Genomic DNA, 15669 nt, shown 5'->3' with positions numbered 1-15669 from the left:
AGGAGCACCATGAGCGACGACTTCAACCGGCCGGAGGAGCCGCGGTCGGAGACGACCGCCGACGGCGGCCACCTGCACGAGGACGGCACCGACACCCGGGCGGAGCCCGTCACCACGACGGTGGCCGACGACCGCGAAGGAGCCGCGTTCCGGCGCAGCCGTGAGCGGCGCGGCCTCGTCGTGCCGGTCGTCGCCGCCGCGGTGGTGGCGGCGCTGATCGGCGGCGGGCTCGGTGCGGGCATCGCGATCGCGGTGAACCAGCCGACCTCGGCGGTCTCCACCTCGAACGCCAACGGCTCCGGAGCAGGCGTCGTCATCAACAACCCGTCGACCGCGACCGCCGTCTCCGCGGTCGCCGCGAAGGCCTCGCCCTCCGTCGTGACCATTCAGGTGGCCGCCTCCAACGAGTCGGGCACCGGCTCCGGCATCGTGCTGAGCTCCGACGGCTACGTGCTGACGAACAACCACGTGGTCACGCTCGACGGCGACAGCTCGAGCGGCACGATCTCGGTCACCACCACGGACGGGCACCTGTACAAGGCGAAGATCGTCGGCACCGACCCGCTGAACGACCTCGCGGTCATCAAGCTGGAGAACGCTTCGGGCCTCACCGCGGCGACCTTCGCGGACTCGAGCGACCTGAACGTGGGCGACTCCGTGGTCGCGATCGGCGCCCCGCTGAACCTGCCGAACACCGTGACCACCGGCATCGTCTCCGCCTTGAACCGCAGCATCGCGGTCGCCTCGTCCGCGGTGCCCGAGCAGGGCCAGCAGGACCAGGGGCAGGGACAGGGGCAGGGCGAGAGCCCCTTCAACTTCTGGAACTTCGGCAACGGCAACGGCAACGGCAACGGCGGGCAGCAGTCGCAGGCGCAGACCTCGAACATCTACCTGTCGGTGCTGCAGACCGACGCGGCGATCAACCCGGGCAACTCCGGCGGCGCGCTCCTCGACTCGCAGGGCCGCGTGATCGGCGTGAACGTCGCGATCGCGGGCACCGGGTCGTCGACCGGCGGGCAGTCGGGCAGCATCGGCGTCGGCTTCGCCATTCCCTCCAACATCGCGAAGCGCATCGCGGACGAGCTCATCAAGGGCGAGCAGCCGACGCACGGGCAGATCGGCATCGAGTCCCCGTCGAACCAGACCGCGACGAGCGGCGACGTGGCCGGCGTGCCGGTCTCGACGGTCACGTCGGGCGGCCCGGCCGCGAAGGCCGGCATCCAGAAGGGCGACGTCATCACCGCGGTCGGCGGCGTGCCGACGACCGCGTTCACGGACCTCGCCGCGCAGGTCCGCGCGTACCCGGGCGGCAGCACGGTCGAGGTGACGTGGAGCCGCAACGGCCAGTCGAAGACCGGGTCGGTCACCCTCGGCACGGTGAAGGCCGCGTCCTGACCCGTCGCTCCCGTCTCGAGGGCCGGCCCGCGCACGCGGGCCGGCCCTGCGGTGCGCCGTGCTGAGCATCGGCGGCCCGGTCTGGGGCGTCGCGGTGCTGCTCATGCTCGCGACGCTGCTCGTGCTGAACCTCGTGCGCCTGCGGCGCAGCGGCGACGGCCGACCGTCCTGGGTGCCGACCGTGTCGGTGGTGCTCGGCGTGCTCGTCGTGATCGGGCTCGTGCTCGCCTTCGGGGCGCCGCCGGACTGACCGCGGCGGAGCGTCCTCCCGAGGATCGAGGGCGAGACGAAGGGGTCCGATGCTCACGATCGCCCAGCAGGCGGCAGCCGCCCGCGCCTTCGTGCGCGACCGGCTGGCCGAGGCCGGCACCGTCCTCGACGACGTGCTCGAGCGGCGCATGGATGCGCACTTCGAGCGGCTGTACCGCCACTTCACCGACGTGTACGGCGACCGCGCCGACTGCCTCGAGCAGCTCGCGGCGGTCGTGGCGACGGCCGCCCGCGCCGCGGCCGAGCGGTCGCCGGACCTGCGGCGCCTCGACGCGGTGCGGGAGGCGGACCCCGCGTGGTACCTGGACCACCGGATGCTGGGCGGGGTCTGCTACGTCGACCGCTACGCCGGCGACCTGAAGGGCCTGCGCGCCCGCATCCCGTACTTCCGCGAGCTCGGGCTGACGTACCTGCACCTGATGCCCCTCTTCGCGGCCCCCGCGGGCGACTCGGACGGCGGCTACGCCGTCTCCAGCTACCGCGAGGTCGACCCGGGCCTCGGGACGACGGCGCAGCTGCGCGACCTAGCGGCCGACCTGCGCGCCGCCGGCATCTCCCTCGTGGTCGACTTCGTGTTCAACCACACGAGCGACGAGCACGAGTGGGCGCTGGGCGCCGTGGCGGGCGATCCGCGCTACGAGGGCTTCTACCGGATCCACCCCGACCGCACGATCCCGGACCTGTACGAGCGGACGACGCGCGAGGTGTTCCCGGACGACTACCCGGGCTCGTTCGTGCAGCTGCCCGACGGCCGCTGGATCTGGTCGACCTTCCACCGCTTCCAGTGGGACCTGAACTACGCGAACCCGGCGGTGTTCGAGGCGATGGCGGGGGAGATGCTCTTCCTCGCGAACGTGGGCGTCGAGGTCCTGCGGCTCGACGCGGCAGCGTTCATCTGGAAGGAGCTCGGCACCGACTGCGAGAACCGGCCGGAGGCGCACGCGCTGATCCGCGCCTTCAACGCGGTGCTCGCCATCGCCGCCCCGGCCGTCGTCTTCAAGTCCGAGGCGATCGTCCACCCCGACCGCGTCGCGGAGTACATCGACGTGGACGAGTGCCGCCTGTCGTATAACCCGCTGCAGATGGCGCTGATCTGGGACGCGCTCGCGACCCGGGACGCCCGCCTGCTGTCGCAGGCCCTCGAGCGCCGGCACGCGACCGCGCCGGGCACCGCCTGGGTGAACTACGTGCGCAGCCACGACGACATCGGCTGGACCTTCGCGGACGAGGACGCCGCCGAGCTCGGGATCGACGGCTTCGAGCACCGCCGCTTCCTCAACGCCTTCTACGTGGACCGGTTCCCCGGCTCGTTCGCGCGGGGCGTGCCCTTCCAGGAGAACCCGCGCACGGGGGACGCCCGCGTCTCCGGCACCACCGCGTCGCTCGCGGGCGTCGAGGCCGGCGACCCGCACGGGGTCGCCCGGGTGCTGCTCGCGCACGGCGTCGCGATGTCGACCGGCGGGATCCCGCTGCTGTACCTCGGCGACGAGGTCGGGCAGCTGAACGACCACTCCTACCTCGCGGTGCCGGAGCACGCGAGCGACAGCCGCTGGGTGCACCGGCCGGCCTTCCCGGCGGCGCGGTACGCGGAGCGGGACGACCCGGGCACCGACGCCGGCGCCGTGTTCGCGGGGCTCCGGCGCCTCATCGCGGTGCGACGGAGCATTCCCGAGCTGGCGGGCGGCGCACTCGTCGGCTTCGAGACGCACGACCCGCACGTGCTCGGCTACCAGCGGCCGGGGGTCGAGCGGACGGTCCTCGTGCTCGCGAACCTGTCGGACGGGCCGCGCGTCGTGGCCGCGGAGCGGTTCGCCGCCCTGCCCGAGACCGCGCAGGAGCTGCTGACGGAGGCCGAGGTGCACCTCCGCGAGGGCCTCGTGCTGCCGCCCCTCGGATTCGTCTGGCTCCGGGTGCAGCGGGCGGCGGACGGGTCCTGAGCCCCGCGGGGCGCGCCTCGACCGGTGGGGGCCGGACGGTGCCGGGCCGCGGGCTCAGTCCACGTGGCCGCCGTCGAGCGCCCGCTCGTCGGCGTCCGCCTCGCCGATCAGCACCTCGCCCGGGAAGACGCTCGGCGCCGCACCGAACGCCTCCCGCGTCGCCTTGACGACGCGACCGCCGGCCATGCGGTTGCCGGCCCCGCCGATCACCGCGCCGACGCCGAACGGCACCGCCCGCAGCACGACGCTGCCGCCCTGACGGGCCGCGAACCGCTTGAGGAAGGTGCGCCGCACCCGGTCGGCGAGGGGCTTCAGGAACTTGACGGGCATCCGGTCGCCGACCACCTGCCCCCAGTACTCGGAGCGGGGACCGCCGGTGCCGTTCATCTCGCCCGTGAACTGCTCGACCAGCTTGGACCCGGACGGCCCGAGCATGAGCGCCATCACCATCGTGCTCGCGCGCTCCGGCTCCGTCACGGCGACGCCGTGCACCTCGGCGACCGACTGCGCGAACAGCGCGCTCGCCTCGAGGAAGCCGACCGTCTCGACCCCGCTGATGCCGACCGAGGCGATGGTCCCGACGCCGGGGACCACGGCGGCCGCGCCGCTCGCGGCGCCGCCCGCGGTCACGGCCGCGAGGTAGCGCTTCTCGAGGATGCGCAGCACCTGCTCCGGCGACGCCTCCGGGTGCCGCTTCCGGATGCCCCGGAGGTGCGCCAGCACCGCCGGGCGCTGGACGACCAGCAGCCGGTCCCAGCCGCGCTTCGTCCAGGTCTGTTCCAGCTCGTCGTCCGCGTCCTTCGCCATGGTGCCCGGAAGGATAGGCAGTCGCGGTGGACGTCGGCCGAGCGTGCGCGGCGTCGCAGTCGGTCGGGGCGTCCGCCCGGTGTTAGCGTCGGCCGTTCGCCCGGAAGAGATGACCCACGTGACGATCGAGTACTTCGCCGAGGACCAGAACCTGGTCTTCCTCCCCGCGCTGACCGCGCTGCTGGTCGCCACGGTCCTGATCTGCCTGCCGATCGTGTTCGCACCCCGGCTGCGGCGCGGCTCGCGCACCCGGCTGCGGGGCGTCGGGGTCGTCGCCGGCGTGCTCGCCGCGGTCGCGCTCGTGGCGGCTGGGTGGCAGGCGGGCATCGGCGTGCGGACCCTGCAGGCGGAGCGGGCGTCCGTCGCCGACCAGCTGGAGCAGACCTACGGCCTCGGGCTCACGAGCGGGGAGGTCGGCGAGCTCGTGAACGGCGGCGAGCCGCAGCGGGTGCTGCCGGGCCTCGCCGAGCGGCTCGACCTGCGCAGGCCGCAGGAGAAGCACTCCTTCAAGCTCCGGCTCGAGTCGGGCGACGAGTACGGGCTCACCTTCGGCGGCGAGCCGGTCCCGCGCGCCTGAGCCGGCCCGCGCTCCCGTCCCGGGGCGGGAGCGGCCCGGTCAGGAGTAGTCGGCGGTGTACCGCTCGTAGGCGTCCTCGATCGGCCCGTCGAACTTCAGGACGTGGTCGTCGAGGTAGAGCCCGCGGTTGCAGAAGCGCTTGAGGTCGCCGTCGTTGTGCGACACGAAGAACAGCGTCCGGCCGTCGGCCAGCATCTCCTCGATGCGGGCGTAGCACTTGCGCCGGAAGCCGCGGTCGCCGACCGCGAGCACCTCGTCGACGAGCAGGATCGGCTCGTCCAGCCGGGACACGACGCTGAACGCGACGCGGACCTTCATGCCGCTCGACAGGTGCTTGTAGGGCGTGTTCACGAAGTCCTTGATCTCCGCGAACTCGATGATGTCGGCGAACTCGTCGTCGATCTGCTCCCGGCTCTTCCCGTGCAGGCCCGCCGCCAGGTAGACGTTGTCCCGCACCGAGAGGTCGTCGACGAACCCGCCGGTGATCTCGATCAGGGGAGCCACCCCGCGGCGCACCTCCACGGTGCCCTCGTCGGGGATGATCACCTCCGCCACGATCTTCAGCAGCGTCGACTTGCCCTGGCCGTTCCGGCCCACGACCCCGATCGACTCGCCCTGCTGCACGTCGAAGCTGACGTTGCGGAAGGCCCAGAACTCCTCGGGCGCCTCCCGCCGCTGCTTCGTGCCGAAGAGGTCCTTCAGGCTGCGCTGCCGGCGGCGGTTGATCTTGAACTGGATCCCGACGTCCTCCACCGAGATCACGGGCGTCGGCATCAGATCTCCTTCAGCACGCGCGGGATGGAGCGGCGGAACACGACCGCGCCGATCGTGAAGATCACGATCGAGCCGATCAGGCTCTGCAGCACGTAGACCCAGTCCACGATCTGCGGGAAGAACATCCCGCGGTACAGGTCGAAGATGCCCGCGAGCGGGTCGATGCCGTAGATGAAGTGCAGCACCGGGTTGCCGATGTTGAAGTGGTAGAGCACCGGCGCCCCGTAGAAGAGCACCCGCAGGCCCAGCTTCACGACGCGCTCGAGGTCGCGGTAGAAGACCGCGAGCGGCGCGATGATGAAGTTCAGCCCCACCGTCAGCAGCACCTGCAGCGCGATCGCGACGATCAGGTAGAGCGGCGCGAGGGGCGAGGGCGGCCGGAGGTAGATCAGGGCGAAGAAGGCGATGATCGTCAGGCTGATCAGGAACTCGATGCCCTTGCTGCAGATCTGCCGGAGGATCCAGATGCTCCGGGGGATCCGCACGCTGCGGATCAGCTTGCCCTCCTGGCGGAACGCGCGCGTCGCGTCCGACAGGTTGCCGTTGAACCACGTCCAGGGCAGCACCGCGCAGAGCAGGAACAGGATGTAGGGCTGCTCGGTCGTGCCGCCGCGGTTCGTGAACACGAACTGGAACACGACCCAGTAGATCCCGGCCATCAGCAGCGGGTCGATGATCGACCACAGGTAGCCGAGCGCGCTCGTCGTGTAGCGGACCTTGAGGTCGCGGGTCGTGAGCAGCCAGAGGGCGTGGCGGTAGCGGGCCCAGTACGAGCTGCGCGCCGAGGCGGCAGCGGCGCGGGGCGCCGATACGGCAGCGGTCACGGGGCGTCCTTCTGGTGGGGCGCCGCGGGGGAGGTGGTCGGCGTCGGCTCGCCATGGTAATCGAGCGCCTCCGCCCCGACTCGCGCCCAGCCTCCCGGCGCGTCCGCCCCGCTCGGCGGACGCCTTGCTACCGTCGAGCGCGTGACGGACGAGGGCGACGCGGCGGCGACCGCGGTCGCCGGTGCGGAGCCCGCCGAGGCGCCGCCGGTGCTCGAGGTGCAGGGCCTGACCAAGCGGTTCGGCGAGACCGTCGCGGTCGACGCGATCGACCTGACCGTGCAGCCCGGCTCGTTCACCGGCGTCGTCGGCCCGAACGGCGCCGGCAAGACCACGACCCTGTCGATGGTGACGGGGCTGCTGCGGCCGGACGCCGGCCGCGTGCTGGTCCACGGCATCGACGTGTGGGCCGAGCCGGAGCGGGCGAAGCGGACGATCGGCGTGCTGCCGGACGCGCTCCGCCTCTTCGACCGGCTCTCCGGCGCCCAGCTGCTGCACTACTCGGGCGTCCTCCGCGGGATGGACCCCGACGTCGTACGGCGGAGGACGGCGGACCTCGTCTCGGCGTTCGGGCTGGAGGACGCGAGCGGGCGCCTGGTCGCCGACTACTCGGCCGGCATGACGAAGAAGATCGCGCTCGCGGCCGCGATGATCCACTCGCCCCGGCTGCTCGTGCTCGACGAGCCGTTCGAGTCCGTCGACCCCGTCTCGGCGGCGAACCTGGTCGAGATCCTGCAGCGCTACGTCGCCGCCGGCGGCACCGTGCTGCTGTCCAGCCACGGCATGGACCTGATCCAGCGGGTGTGCGACCACGTCGCGATCGTGGTGGGCGGGCGCGTGCTCGCCGCCGGGACGACGGACGAGGTCCGACGGGGCGCCAGCCTCGAGGAGCGGTTCGTGCAGCTGGCGGGCGGACGGCGGGCCGCGGCGGGCATGGAATGGCTGCACAGCTTCACGGACTGAGCGTCCACGGACCGGGCGCCGCGGGAGGGGACCGATGACGCGCCGGCTCGTGATGCTGAAGCTGCGCCTGCTGGCGGGGCAGCTTCGCCGCAGCCCCTGGCAGGTGGTCGGACTCGTCCTGCTGCTCGTCTACGGCATCGGCGTCACCGGGCTGCTCGTCGCGCTGCTCGTCGCCCTGCGGTACGCCCCGCTGCGGCTCGCCACGGACGTCGTGGTCGGCGGCGGGTCGCTGGCCGTGCTCGGCTTCGCGCTGGTGCCCCTGCTGATCGGGGTCGACGACACCCTCGACCCGCGCCGCTTCGCCCTGTTCGGCCTCGACCGCACGCGGCTCGCGATCGGCCTGGCCGTCGCCGCGGTCGTCGGGGTGCCCGGGGTCGCGCTCTCCGTCATCGCGCTCGCGACCGTGGCGACGTGGTCGCGGACGCCGGGCGCGGTGCTGACCGCGCTCGTCGCGGCCCCGCTCACCGTGCTGCTCTGCGTGCTGGCCGGCCGCTGCGCGGCGGCGCTCGCGGGCCTGCTGCTGTCCACGAGGCGCACCCGTGAGGCGGTCTCCGCCGCGGGCGTCGTCGCGCTCGTGCTGCTCGGGCCGGCGTTCGCGCTGCTGTCGAACGCGGACCTCGGGCCCGACGCGGCCGCGACGCTCCAGCACGTGACCGCCGTGCTCGGCTGGACGCCGCTCGGCGCGACCTGGGCCGCCCCTGCCGCGGTCGCCGCGGGCTCGACCGCGGAGGGCCTCCTGCGGCTCGTCATCGGCCTCGTCGTCGTGCTGCTGCTCGCCGTCGCCTGGCGCGCGCTGGTCGGCCGGGCGGTCTCGTCGCCCGCGCGCACGGCGCCGCCCCAGACGGTCACCGGCCTCGGCTGGTTCGGCCGCCTGCCGGGGACGCCGCTCGGTGCGGTCGCGGCGCGCTCGACCACCTACTGGGCCCGGGACGTGCGGTACCGGGTCAGCGCGCTCATCGTCCCGATCACGCCGGTGGCGCTCGTGCTCGTGCTCGGCTTCGCGGGCGTGCCCGGCCCGACCCTCGCGCTGCTGCCGGTGCCCGTCGTGGCGCTGTTCGCGGGCTGGACGACCCATAACGACATCGCCTACGACCACACCGCGGTCTGGCTCCACGTGGCGGCAGGGGTGCGCGGCACCGCCGACCGGCTCGGCCGCCTCGCACCCGTGCTCGCGGTCGGCTCGCCGCTGATCGTGATCGGCGCGATCGTCTGCGGCGTGCTCGCCGGCGACCCCGTCGTCGCGGCGGCGCTGATCGGCACGAGCGGCTGCCTGTTCCTCTCGGGCGCGGGCCTCGGCGCCGTGACCTCGGCGCTCGCGCCCTACCCGGTGCCCCGGCCCGGCGCCTCCCCGTTCCAGCAGCCGAACTCGGCGGGCGGCGCGGCGGCGCTCGTGCAGTCCGCGCTGTTCCTCGGGCAGCTGGTGCTGAGCGCTCCCGCCCTCGTGCTGGGGCTCGTCGGCGTGCGCGGCGGCGGGGACGGCTGGCTCTGGGCGTCGCTCGTCGTCGGCCTCGGCGTCGGGGCGCTCGTGCTCGTCGTCGGCACCCGGATCGGCGGCCGGGTCTTCGACCGCCGCGGGCCGGAGATCCTCGCCGCGGCGCTCCGCGCGTGACCGGCGCGGCCTACCCTGATGCCATGGCAGGAGACTCCGTGACCGACCCCGTGGGCGGCGGCACCTCCACGATCGACCGCGAGCTCGAGGAGCTGCTGAACGGCGAGATCACCGAGGACGGCGACCACGACCGCTTCGCGCACTACGTGCCGAAGGACAAGATCGTGGAGTCCGCCGTGACCGGCAAGCCCGTCCGCGCGCTCTGCGGCAAGAAGTGGGTGCCGGGCCGCAACCCCGACCGCTTCCCGGTCTGCCCCGACTGCAAGCGCATCTACGACCGCATGCAGGACTGACCCGGCTCCCTCTTGCGGGCTCAGCCGAGGTCGGTCGGGATCGCCGGGTCGCCCGGCGACAGCCGCGTGCCCTCCTGCGGCAGCTCCCGCACGACGGCGGCGTGGTGCTCGCGCGCCGCGCGGACGCCTGCGACGCCGACGTGCGCGTGGTCCGCGAGGCCCGCGGTCATGAGCGGAACCGTCACCTGCCGCGCGCCGGCGAGGGTCGGCTCCGCGTCCGAGACCACGACGCGCTCGGTCGTCGCGATCCCGTCCGCGAGCAGGCGGAACGCCCACTTGCGGCCGCCGCTGCCGGCCTTCTGCGCCGAGCGCTTCGCGACCGGTCGCATCGACCCGTCCTCGTCGGCGCGCTCGACCAGCTTGTAGACGAAGCCCGCGGTCGGGTGCCCCGAGCCGCCGACGAGCCGCGTGCCGGCGCCGTAGGAGTCGACGGGCGACGCCGCAAGCCCCGCGATGGCGTACTCGTCGAGGTCGTTGGTCACGGTGATGCGGGTCGACGTCGCGCCCAGCCGGTCGAGCTGCTGCCGCACCGCGGAGACGACCGTCGGCAGGTCGCCGGAGTCGATCCGCACCGCCCCGAGCTCCGCACCGGCGAGCCGGACGGCCGTCTCGACCGCCTCGGTCACGTCGTAGGTGTCGACGAGCAGGGTGGTGCCCGCTCCCATCGCGTCGATCTGGGCCTGGAAGGCGTCCTCCTCGGTGTCGTGCAGCAGCGTGAAGGAGTGCGCCGCGGTGCCCATCGTCGGCACGCCCCAGCGCCGCCCGGCCTCGAGGTTGGAGGTCGCGGAGAAGCCCGCGATCCACGCGGCGCGCGCCGCGCTCACCGCCGCGCGCTCGTGGGTGCGCCGGCCGCCCATCTCCGCGAGCGGCCGGTCGCCGGCCGCGGACACCATCCGCGCCGCGGCGGTCGCGACCGCGCTGTCGGCGTTCAGCACGCTGAGGATCAGGGTCTCCAGCAGGACCGCCTCGGCGAACCCGCCCTCGACGGTGAGCACGGGGGAGGAGGGGAAGTACAGCTCGCCCTCGCGGTACCCGGTCACGTCGCCGGCGAACCGGTAGTCCGCCAGCCAGTCGAGGGTGGGCCGACGCACCACGCCCTCCGCCTCGAGCCACGCGAGCTCGGCGTCGCCGAACCGGAAGCGGTCGATCGCGTCGAGCAGGCGCCCCGTACCGGCGACGACGCCGTAGCGCCGGCCGCCCGGCAGCCGCCGCGCGAAGACCTCGAAGACGCTGCGGCGATGCGCCGTGCCGTCCGCCAGGGCCGCGTCGACCATCGTCAGCTCGTACCGGTCCGTCAGCAGCGCGGTGCTCGTCACCCGCGCGAGCCTAGGGAACGCCTGCCACGCGAAGTGGGGCGGGTGCCGAGCGGAGGCGCCCCCTAACGTGGCCCGCGCGCCGGTCACCCAGCCGCGCCGCGACGCGCTCACCCGGCACGCCGCCTCCGACACCCTCCCCCCGGAAGGCCCCTTCCATGGTCCCCACCCAGGACTTCCTGCTGCACGCGTCCCTCATCGAGTCCGCGTTCCCCTCGCTCGACTACCTGCCCGCCGGGGTCGTCGCCGTCGTCGTCGCCGCCTTCGCGGTCGCCCTCGTCCTCAGCGTCCGCCGCCGCGACGCCGACTGACCGCGGTCGCTCGGCGCCGGCCAGGGACGTCCCGCGCGACGCGGCTAGGCTTCCGGCCCGTGAACGACGCGCCGATCGGGGTCTTCGACTCGGGCGTCGGCGGGCTCACCGTCGCGCGGGCCATCCTCGACCAGCTGCCGAACGAGGCGATCCGCTACGTCGGCGACACGGCGCACTCGCCGTACGGCCCGAAGCCGCTCGCCGAGGTGCGGGCCTACGCCCTCGAGGTGCTGGACGACCTCGTCGCCCAGGGCGTGAAGCTGCTCGTGATCGCCTGCAACACCGCGTCGGCGGCGATGTTCCGCGACGCCCGCGAGCGCTTCACGCACGGCGCCGGCATCCCGGTGCTCGAGGTGGTGCTGCCCGCGGTGCGCGCGGCCGCGCGGCGCACCCGCACCAAGCGGATCGGTGTCATCGGCACCGAGGGCACGGTGCGCTCGAACGCCTACGTCGACGCCTTCGTCGCGGACCCCGACGTGACGGTCGTGCAGGCGGCCTGCCCGCGCTTCGTGGAGTTCGTCGAGGCCGGCGTCACGAGCGGCCCCGAGCTGTTCGCCGCCGCCCGCGAGTACCTCGCGCCGCTGAAGGCGGCGGACGTCGACACGGTGCTGCTCGGCTGCACCCACTACCCGCTGCTGTCCGCCGCGATCCGCCTCGAGATGGGGCCTGAGGTCGCGCTCGTGTCGTCCGCCGAGGAGACCGCGTCCGACGTCTACCGCGCGCTCGTCCAGCACGACCTGCTCCGCACGGCCGCCGAGCCGCCCCGGCACCGGTTCGAGGCGACGGGCGACAGCGAGGAGGAGTTCCTCCGCCTCGCCCGCCGCTTCCTCGGCCCCGAGGTCCCCTCCGTCGAGCTGGTGCACACCGGCGCGATCACCCTGCCAGACGACCTGCGAGGAGCACCATGACCGAGCGCCGAGACGGCCGCACCCCCGAGGACCTGCGTCCCGTGACCATCGAGCGGGGCTGGAGCAGCCAGGCGGAGGGCAGCGCGCTCATCTCCTTCGGGGACACCCGGGTGCTCTGCACCGCCTCGTTCACGAACGGCGTGCCGCGCTGGCTGCAGGGCAAGGGCCGCGGCTGGGTGACGGCGGAGTACGCGATGCTGCCGCGCGCGACGAACGATCGCTCCGACCGCGAGAGCGTGAAGGGGCGCATCGGCGGCCGCACGCACGAGATCTCCCGCCTGATCGGCCGGTCGCTGCGCGCGGTCGTCGACACGAAGGCGCTCGGCGAGAACACCGTCGTGCTCGACTGCGACGTCCTCCAGGCCGACGGCGGCACGCGCACCGCGGCGATCACGGGCGCCTACGTCGCGCTCGCCGACGCGATCGAGTGGGCGCGCGAGAAGCGCTTCGTCGGGCAGCGCAGCCAGCCGCTCGTCGACTCGGTCGCGGCCGTCTCGGTCGGGATCATCGACGGCGCGCCCATGCTCGACCTGGCGTACACGGAGGACGTGCGCGCCGAGACCGACATGAACGTGGTCGCGACCGGCCGCGGGCTCTTCGTCGAGGTGCAGGGCACCGCCGAGGGCGCGACGTTCGACCGCCGCGAGCTCGACGGCCTGCTCGACCTCGCGCTCGCCGGGACCGCGCGGCTGACCGAGCTGCAGCGCGCCGCGCTCGCGGGGGAGCGGTGACCGCGCAGCCGCCGCGCCGCATCGTGCTCGGCACCGGCAACGCGCACAAGGTCGTCGAGCTGACCGCGATCCTGGGGCCCCTGCTGCCGGGCGTGGAGCTGCTGCGGTACGACGGCCCGTCGCCGGTCGAGGACGGGGACGACTTCGTCGCGAACGCGCTGATCAAAGCCCGCGCCGCCGCCCGGCACACGGGCCTGCCGGCCATCGCGGACGACTCGGGCATCGCGGTCGCGGCGCTCGGCGGCGAGCCGGGCATCCGGTCGGCGCGCTACGCCGGCACCGGGCGGGACGAGGACAACCGGGCGCTGCTGCTCGAGCGCCTCGCCGGGAGGAGCGACCGGGCGGCGGCGTTCGTCTGCGCCGCGGTCCTCGTGGACGGCGACGCCGAGCTGACGGTGCAGCGCGAGTGGCCGGGGCGCGTCCTCGAGGGCGAGCGCGGTGAGGGCGGCTTCGGCTACGACCCGCTGTTCGTCCCGGCGGGGGACGAGCGGTCGGCCGCCGAGCTGAGCGCGCACGAGAAGAACGCGGTGAGCCACCGCGGTCAGGCGTTCCGCGCCCTCGTCGAGGCGATGCGCGAGCGCGGGCTGCCCGTGGGCTGACACGCAGGGAGGGCTGCGGCGGCCGGGGTCAGACCGCCGGGTCCTGCGTCGCGGACGCGGCGTTGCGCTTCGCCTGACGGTGGTTCTTCCAGACGTGGTACAGCGTCGGGCCGAGCGACAGCACCACCGCGCCGAGCAGGATGACGTCGATGTAGTTGGAGACCCAGTCGGCGATGACGGGGTTGTAGCCGAGCAGGAAGCCGATGAACGTCACGCCGAAGCCCCACGCGACCGCGCCGATCGCGTTGTAGAGGCTGTACCGGCGGTAGTCCATCCGCCCGACGCCCGCCGCGATCGGGGCGATGGTCCGCACGACGGGGACGAAGCGGGCGAGGATCACCGCGATCGGCCCGTACCGGTCGAAGAAGCGGAAGGTCTGCTCGACCTGCTTCTTGCTGAACAGGCCGGACTCCCGCCGCTCGAAGACGCGCGGCCCCGTCTTCTTGCCGACGTAGTAGCCGAGCTCGCCGCCGAGGAAGGCCGCCACCGCGATCGCGGGCGCGGCGATCCAGACCGGGACCTGCATGTAGTGGTCGGAGTCCGGGTGGGTCAGCAGGCCGGTGATGATCAGCAGCGTGTCCCCGGGGAACACGAAGCCGATGAGCAGACCGGTCTCCGCGAAGATGATCAGGCAGACGCCGATGAGGCCGAACGGCCCGAAGGCGTTGATGAGGTTCGCGGGGTCGAGGAACGGGAACAGCGACTGCGCGGTCGGCATGGGCTGCATGGGTCCGGTCCTCTCCGTCGACTCGCGGGCGCTGCGGTCGTGCGGAAGGAGGGACTCGAACCCTCACGCCGAAGCACAGGAACCTAAATCCTGCGTGTCTGCCAGTTCCACCACTCCCGCGCGGCGAGCCCGGTCAGTGTACCCAGCGCGGGGGAGCACGCCGGGAGGCGGGGGCTGTGGACAACCGCCGACGGGCGCGGTCCGGCCTCGTCACACTGCTGCCCGTGAGCGACCCCGTGCAGCTGATCGCCGAGTCCGTCCGGTCGCGGGCGCGGCGCGGCGACCTCGGCCCGTCGCCGGAGGACGCGGTGCAGCAGGAGCTGCAGCGGTACGCCGAGCGGGCGTTCGGGGCCGACGTGCCGCTGATCGCGGACGAGTCGGCGGCGCGGCGGCGGGTGGTCGCCGAGCTGACGGGCCTCGGCCCGCTGCAGCCGCTGCTCGACGACCCGGCGGTCGAGGAGGTCTGGATCAACGGCCCCACGCGCGTCTTCGCGGCGCGCGGCGGGGTCGCCGAGCTGACGCCGGTCGTGCTGACCGAGCAGGAGGTGCGCGACCTGGTGGAGCGGATGCTCGCCCCGAGCGGGCGCCGCATCGACCTGTCGAGCCCGTTCGTCGACGCCTCCCTGCCGGACGGCTCGCGCCTGCACGTCGTGATCCCGGACGTGACGCGGCGGCACTGGGCCGTGAACATCCGCAAGTTCTCCGACCGCGCGCTCACCTTGGATGCCCTCGTGGGTCACGGCTCCCTGCCGCGGCAGGCGGCGGACTTCCTGCGGGCGGCGATGCTCGCCGGGATGAACGTGCTCGTGTCCGGGGCGACCCAGGCGGGCAAGACGACCCTCCTGAACGCGCTGCTCGCGGCGGGGAGGCCGACCGACCGGGTGATCACCGTGGAGGAGACGTTCGAGCTGAAGCCGCCCGGCCGCGACGCCGTCGCGCTGCAGTGCCGGCAGCCGAGCCTCGAGGGCACCGGCGAGATCACCCTGCGACGCCTCATCAAGGAGGCGCTGCGGATGCGGCCGGACCGGCTCGTGGTCGGCGAGGTGCGCGAGGCGGAGGCCCTCGACCTCCTCATCGCGCTGAACAGCGGCATCCCGGGGGCGTGCTCGATCCATGCGAACTCCGCGCGCGACGCCCTGGTGAAGCTCGCGACGCTGCCGCTGCTCGCGGGCCGCAACATCGACGCCGGGTTCGTCCTGCCGACGGTGGCGTCGACCGTCGAGCTCGTCGTGCACTGCGAGCTGCAGCGCTCGGGGCGCCGGCGGGTCGTGGAGGTCCTCGCACCGACCGGAGCGCTGAGCGCCTCCGTCGCCGACGGCGGCGTCGTCGAGGCGAGCCGGCTCTTCCACCTGGTCGACGGCGTGCTCAGGCCGTCCGGCGGCCTGCCGCCGCGGCCGGAGAAGCTGCAGGCCGTGGGCCTCGACCCGGTCGCGCTGCTGCGGCCCGCCGCGTGATCGCCGCGCTCGGGGCGCTCGGCGGCGCCGGGGTGCTGCTGATCCTCGCGCCGCGGCTGTGGCCGGGGTCGGCGCGCCGGCCGCGTGAGCGCCGCCGAGCCGGCGCCGCGATCGAGGAGCGCCTGGCGGGCGCGGGGGTGGGGGGGCTGGCACCGGCGGGCTTCGTCCTCGCGTCGGCGG

17 protein-coding genes, 1 tRNA gene and 1 pseudogene are annotated in these 15669 nt (G+C 73.9%); 13 read left to right on the top strand and 6 right to left on the bottom strand.

From position 1 onward, the window contains the following. Positions 1-9: 9 nt before the first annotated feature. Genes ACFSBI_RS01445 through ACFSBI_RS01435 form a run of 3 tightly spaced genes read left to right on the top strand, consistent with a single transcriptional unit; the run spans position 10 to position 3602 of the window. Entirely contained in the window at positions 10-1395 is a 1386-nt protein-coding gene (locus ACFSBI_RS01445) for a S1C family serine protease (RefSeq protein WP_377931408.1), read from the top strand. A 58-nt stretch (positions 1396-1453) separates the two neighbouring features. Further along, complete coding sequence (locus ACFSBI_RS01440) at positions 1454-1645, top strand: hypothetical protein (RefSeq protein ID WP_377931407.1); 192 nt, start codon at positions 1454-1456, stop codon at positions 1643-1645. Positions 1646-1694: 49 nt separating this feature from the next. Then, a complete protein-coding gene (locus ACFSBI_RS01435) occupies positions 1695-3602 on the top strand; it encodes an amylosucrase (protein ID WP_377931406.1) in 1908 nt (635 codons plus the stop codon). A 54-nt stretch (positions 3603-3656) separates the two neighbouring features. On the opposite strand, the gene ACFSBI_RS01430 is transcribed toward ACFSBI_RS01435, so the two are convergent. Beyond that, the gene (locus ACFSBI_RS01430; protein ID WP_377931405.1) at positions 3657-4409 is read right to left on the bottom strand and encodes a hypothetical protein; all 753 of its coding nucleotides are present in this window, start codon (positions 4407-4409) and stop codon (positions 3657-3659) included. A 118-nt stretch (positions 4410-4527) separates the two neighbouring features. Here ACFSBI_RS01430 and ACFSBI_RS01425 point away from each other — a divergent pair, with 118 nt between their 5' ends. Next, positions 4528-4986 (top strand): hypothetical protein, encoded by a 459-nt coding sequence (locus ACFSBI_RS01425; protein WP_377931404.1) that lies wholly within the window; start codon positions 4528-4530, stop codon positions 4984-4986. Between the two features lie 39 nt (positions 4987-5025). Here ACFSBI_RS01425 and ACFSBI_RS01420 read toward each other — a convergent pair whose 3' ends face one another. After that, positions 5026-5760 carry an ABC transporter ATP-binding protein gene (locus ACFSBI_RS01420; RefSeq protein ID WP_377931403.1) on the bottom strand — a complete coding sequence of 245 codons (735 nt, stop codon included), beginning with the start codon at positions 5758-5760 and terminating at the stop codon, positions 5026-5028. Beyond that, on the bottom strand, positions 5760-6584 hold the full coding sequence (locus ACFSBI_RS01415) for an ABC transporter permease (protein WP_377931402.1): 825 nt from the start codon (positions 6582-6584) through the stop codon (positions 5760-5762). Before ACFSBI_RS01415 ends, ACFSBI_RS01420 begins: the two co-directional genes overlap by 1 nt. Positions 6585-6725: 141 nt before the next feature. Here ACFSBI_RS01415 and ACFSBI_RS01410 point away from each other — a divergent pair, with 141 nt between their 5' ends. Genes ACFSBI_RS01410 through ACFSBI_RS01400 form a run of 3 tightly spaced genes read left to right on the top strand, consistent with a single transcriptional unit; the run spans position 6726 to position 9446 of the window. Next, positions 6726-7544, top strand: coding sequence for an ABC transporter ATP-binding protein (locus ACFSBI_RS01410; protein WP_377931401.1), 819 nt, complete (start codon positions 6726-6728; stop codon positions 7542-7544). A gap of 34 nt (positions 7545-7578) precedes the next feature. Further along, complete coding sequence (locus ACFSBI_RS01405) at positions 7579-9153, top strand: ABC transporter permease (RefSeq protein WP_377931400.1); 1575 nt, start codon at positions 7579-7581, stop codon at positions 9151-9153. 23 nt (positions 9154-9176) lie between these two features. Next, complete coding sequence (locus ACFSBI_RS01400; protein ID WP_377931399.1) at positions 9177-9446, top strand: DUF3039 domain-containing protein; 270 nt, start codon at positions 9177-9179, stop codon at positions 9444-9446. A 20-nt stretch (positions 9447-9466) separates the two neighbouring features. Here ACFSBI_RS01400 and ACFSBI_RS01395 read toward each other — a convergent pair whose 3' ends face one another. After that, complete coding sequence (locus tag ACFSBI_RS01395; RefSeq protein ID WP_377931681.1) at positions 9467-10720, bottom strand: nicotinate phosphoribosyltransferase; 1254 nt, start codon at positions 10718-10720, stop codon at positions 9467-9469. A gap of 197 nt (positions 10721-10917) precedes the next feature. Here ACFSBI_RS01395 and ACFSBI_RS01390 point away from each other — a divergent pair, with 197 nt between their 5' ends. Genes ACFSBI_RS01390 through rdgB form a run of 4 tightly spaced genes read left to right on the top strand, consistent with a single transcriptional unit; the run spans position 10918 to position 13308 of the window. After that, positions 10918-11070, top strand: coding sequence for a hypothetical protein (locus ACFSBI_RS01390; protein WP_377931398.1), 153 nt, complete (start codon positions 10918-10920; stop codon positions 11068-11070). A 59-nt stretch (positions 11071-11129) separates the two neighbouring features. Continuing rightward, entirely contained in the window at positions 11130-11978 is an 849-nt protein-coding gene (gene murI, locus ACFSBI_RS01385; RefSeq protein WP_377931397.1) for a glutamate racemase, read from the top strand. After that, a complete protein-coding gene (rph, locus tag ACFSBI_RS01380; RefSeq protein ID WP_377931396.1) occupies positions 11975-12709 on the top strand; it encodes a ribonuclease PH in 735 nt (244 codons plus the stop codon). Before murI ends, rph begins: the two co-directional genes overlap by 4 nt. Beyond that, positions 12706-13308: an RdgB/HAM1 family non-canonical purine NTP pyrophosphatase gene (gene rdgB / locus ACFSBI_RS01375; RefSeq protein WP_377931395.1), complete on the top strand. Its 603-nt coding sequence runs from the start codon at positions 12706-12708 to the stop codon at positions 13306-13308. The genes rph and rdgB overlap by 4 nt, the downstream gene beginning before the upstream one ends. Before the next feature lie 28 nt (positions 13309-13336). Here rdgB and ACFSBI_RS01370 read toward each other — a convergent pair whose 3' ends face one another. Next, positions 13337-14035 carry a DedA family protein gene (locus tag ACFSBI_RS01370; RefSeq protein ID WP_377931394.1) on the bottom strand — a complete coding sequence of 233 codons (699 nt, stop codon included), beginning with the start codon at positions 14033-14035 and terminating at the stop codon, positions 13337-13339. A gap of 40 nt (positions 14036-14075) precedes the next feature. Then, positions 14076-14155: transfer RNA gene (locus ACFSBI_RS01365), tRNA-Leu, on the bottom strand. Positions 14156-14259: 104 nt separating this feature from the next. Here ACFSBI_RS01365 and ACFSBI_RS01360 point away from each other — a divergent pair. Further along, the gene (locus ACFSBI_RS01360) at positions 14260-15489 is read left to right on the top strand and encodes a CpaF family protein (RefSeq protein ID WP_377931393.1); all 1230 of its coding nucleotides are present in this window, start codon (positions 14260-14262) and stop codon (positions 15487-15489) included. Beyond that, a pseudogene (locus ACFSBI_RS01355) lies at positions 15486-15669 on the top strand (type II secretion system F family protein); the annotation flags it as partial. The gene ACFSBI_RS01360 and the pseudogene ACFSBI_RS01355, both read left to right, overlap by 4 nt.

Source organism: Amnibacterium endophyticum, assembly GCF_042680685.1.
GTDB classification, from domain to species: domain Bacteria; phylum Actinomycetota; class Actinomycetes; order Actinomycetales; family Microbacteriaceae; genus Amnibacterium; species Amnibacterium endophyticum.
This window is presented reverse-complemented; position numbering and strand designations above follow the sequence as displayed.

Excerpts from the sequence above, each read along its gene's own strand:
- ACFSBI_RS01435 (WP_377931406.1), top strand. The coding sequence starts at position 1,695 with ATGCTCACGATCGCCCAGCAGGCGGCAGCCGCCCGCGCCTTCGTGCGC.
- ACFSBI_RS01370 (WP_377931394.1), bottom strand. The coding sequence starts at position 14,035 with ATGCAGCCCATGCCGACCGCGCAGTCGCTGTTCCCGTTCCTCGACCCC.
- rph (WP_377931396.1), top strand. The coding sequence starts at position 11,975 with ATGACCGAGCGCCGAGACGGCCGCACCCCCGAGGACCTGCGTCCCGTG.
- ACFSBI_RS01420 (WP_377931403.1), bottom strand. The coding sequence starts at position 5,760 with ATGCCGACGCCCGTGATCTCGGTGGAGGACGTCGGGATCCAGTTCAAG.
- ACFSBI_RS01405 (WP_377931400.1), top strand. The coding sequence starts at position 7,579 with ATGACGCGCCGGCTCGTGATGCTGAAGCTGCGCCTGCTGGCGGGGCAG.
- ACFSBI_RS01445 (WP_377931408.1), top strand. The coding sequence starts at position 10 with ATGAGCGACGACTTCAACCGGCCGGAGGAGCCGCGGTCGGAGACGACC.
- ACFSBI_RS01430 (WP_377931405.1), bottom strand. The coding sequence starts at position 4,409 with ATGGCGAAGGACGCGGACGACGAGCTGGAACAGACCTGGACGAAGCGC.
- ACFSBI_RS01395 (WP_377931681.1), bottom strand. The coding sequence starts at position 10,720 with ATGGTCGACGCGGCCCTGGCGGACGGCACGGCGCATCGCCGCAGCGTC.
- ACFSBI_RS01390 (WP_377931398.1), top strand. The coding sequence starts at position 10,918 with ATGGTCCCCACCCAGGACTTCCTGCTGCACGCGTCCCTCATCGAGTCC.
- ACFSBI_RS01400 (WP_377931399.1), top strand. The coding sequence starts at position 9,177 with ATGGCAGGAGACTCCGTGACCGACCCCGTGGGCGGCGGCACCTCCACG.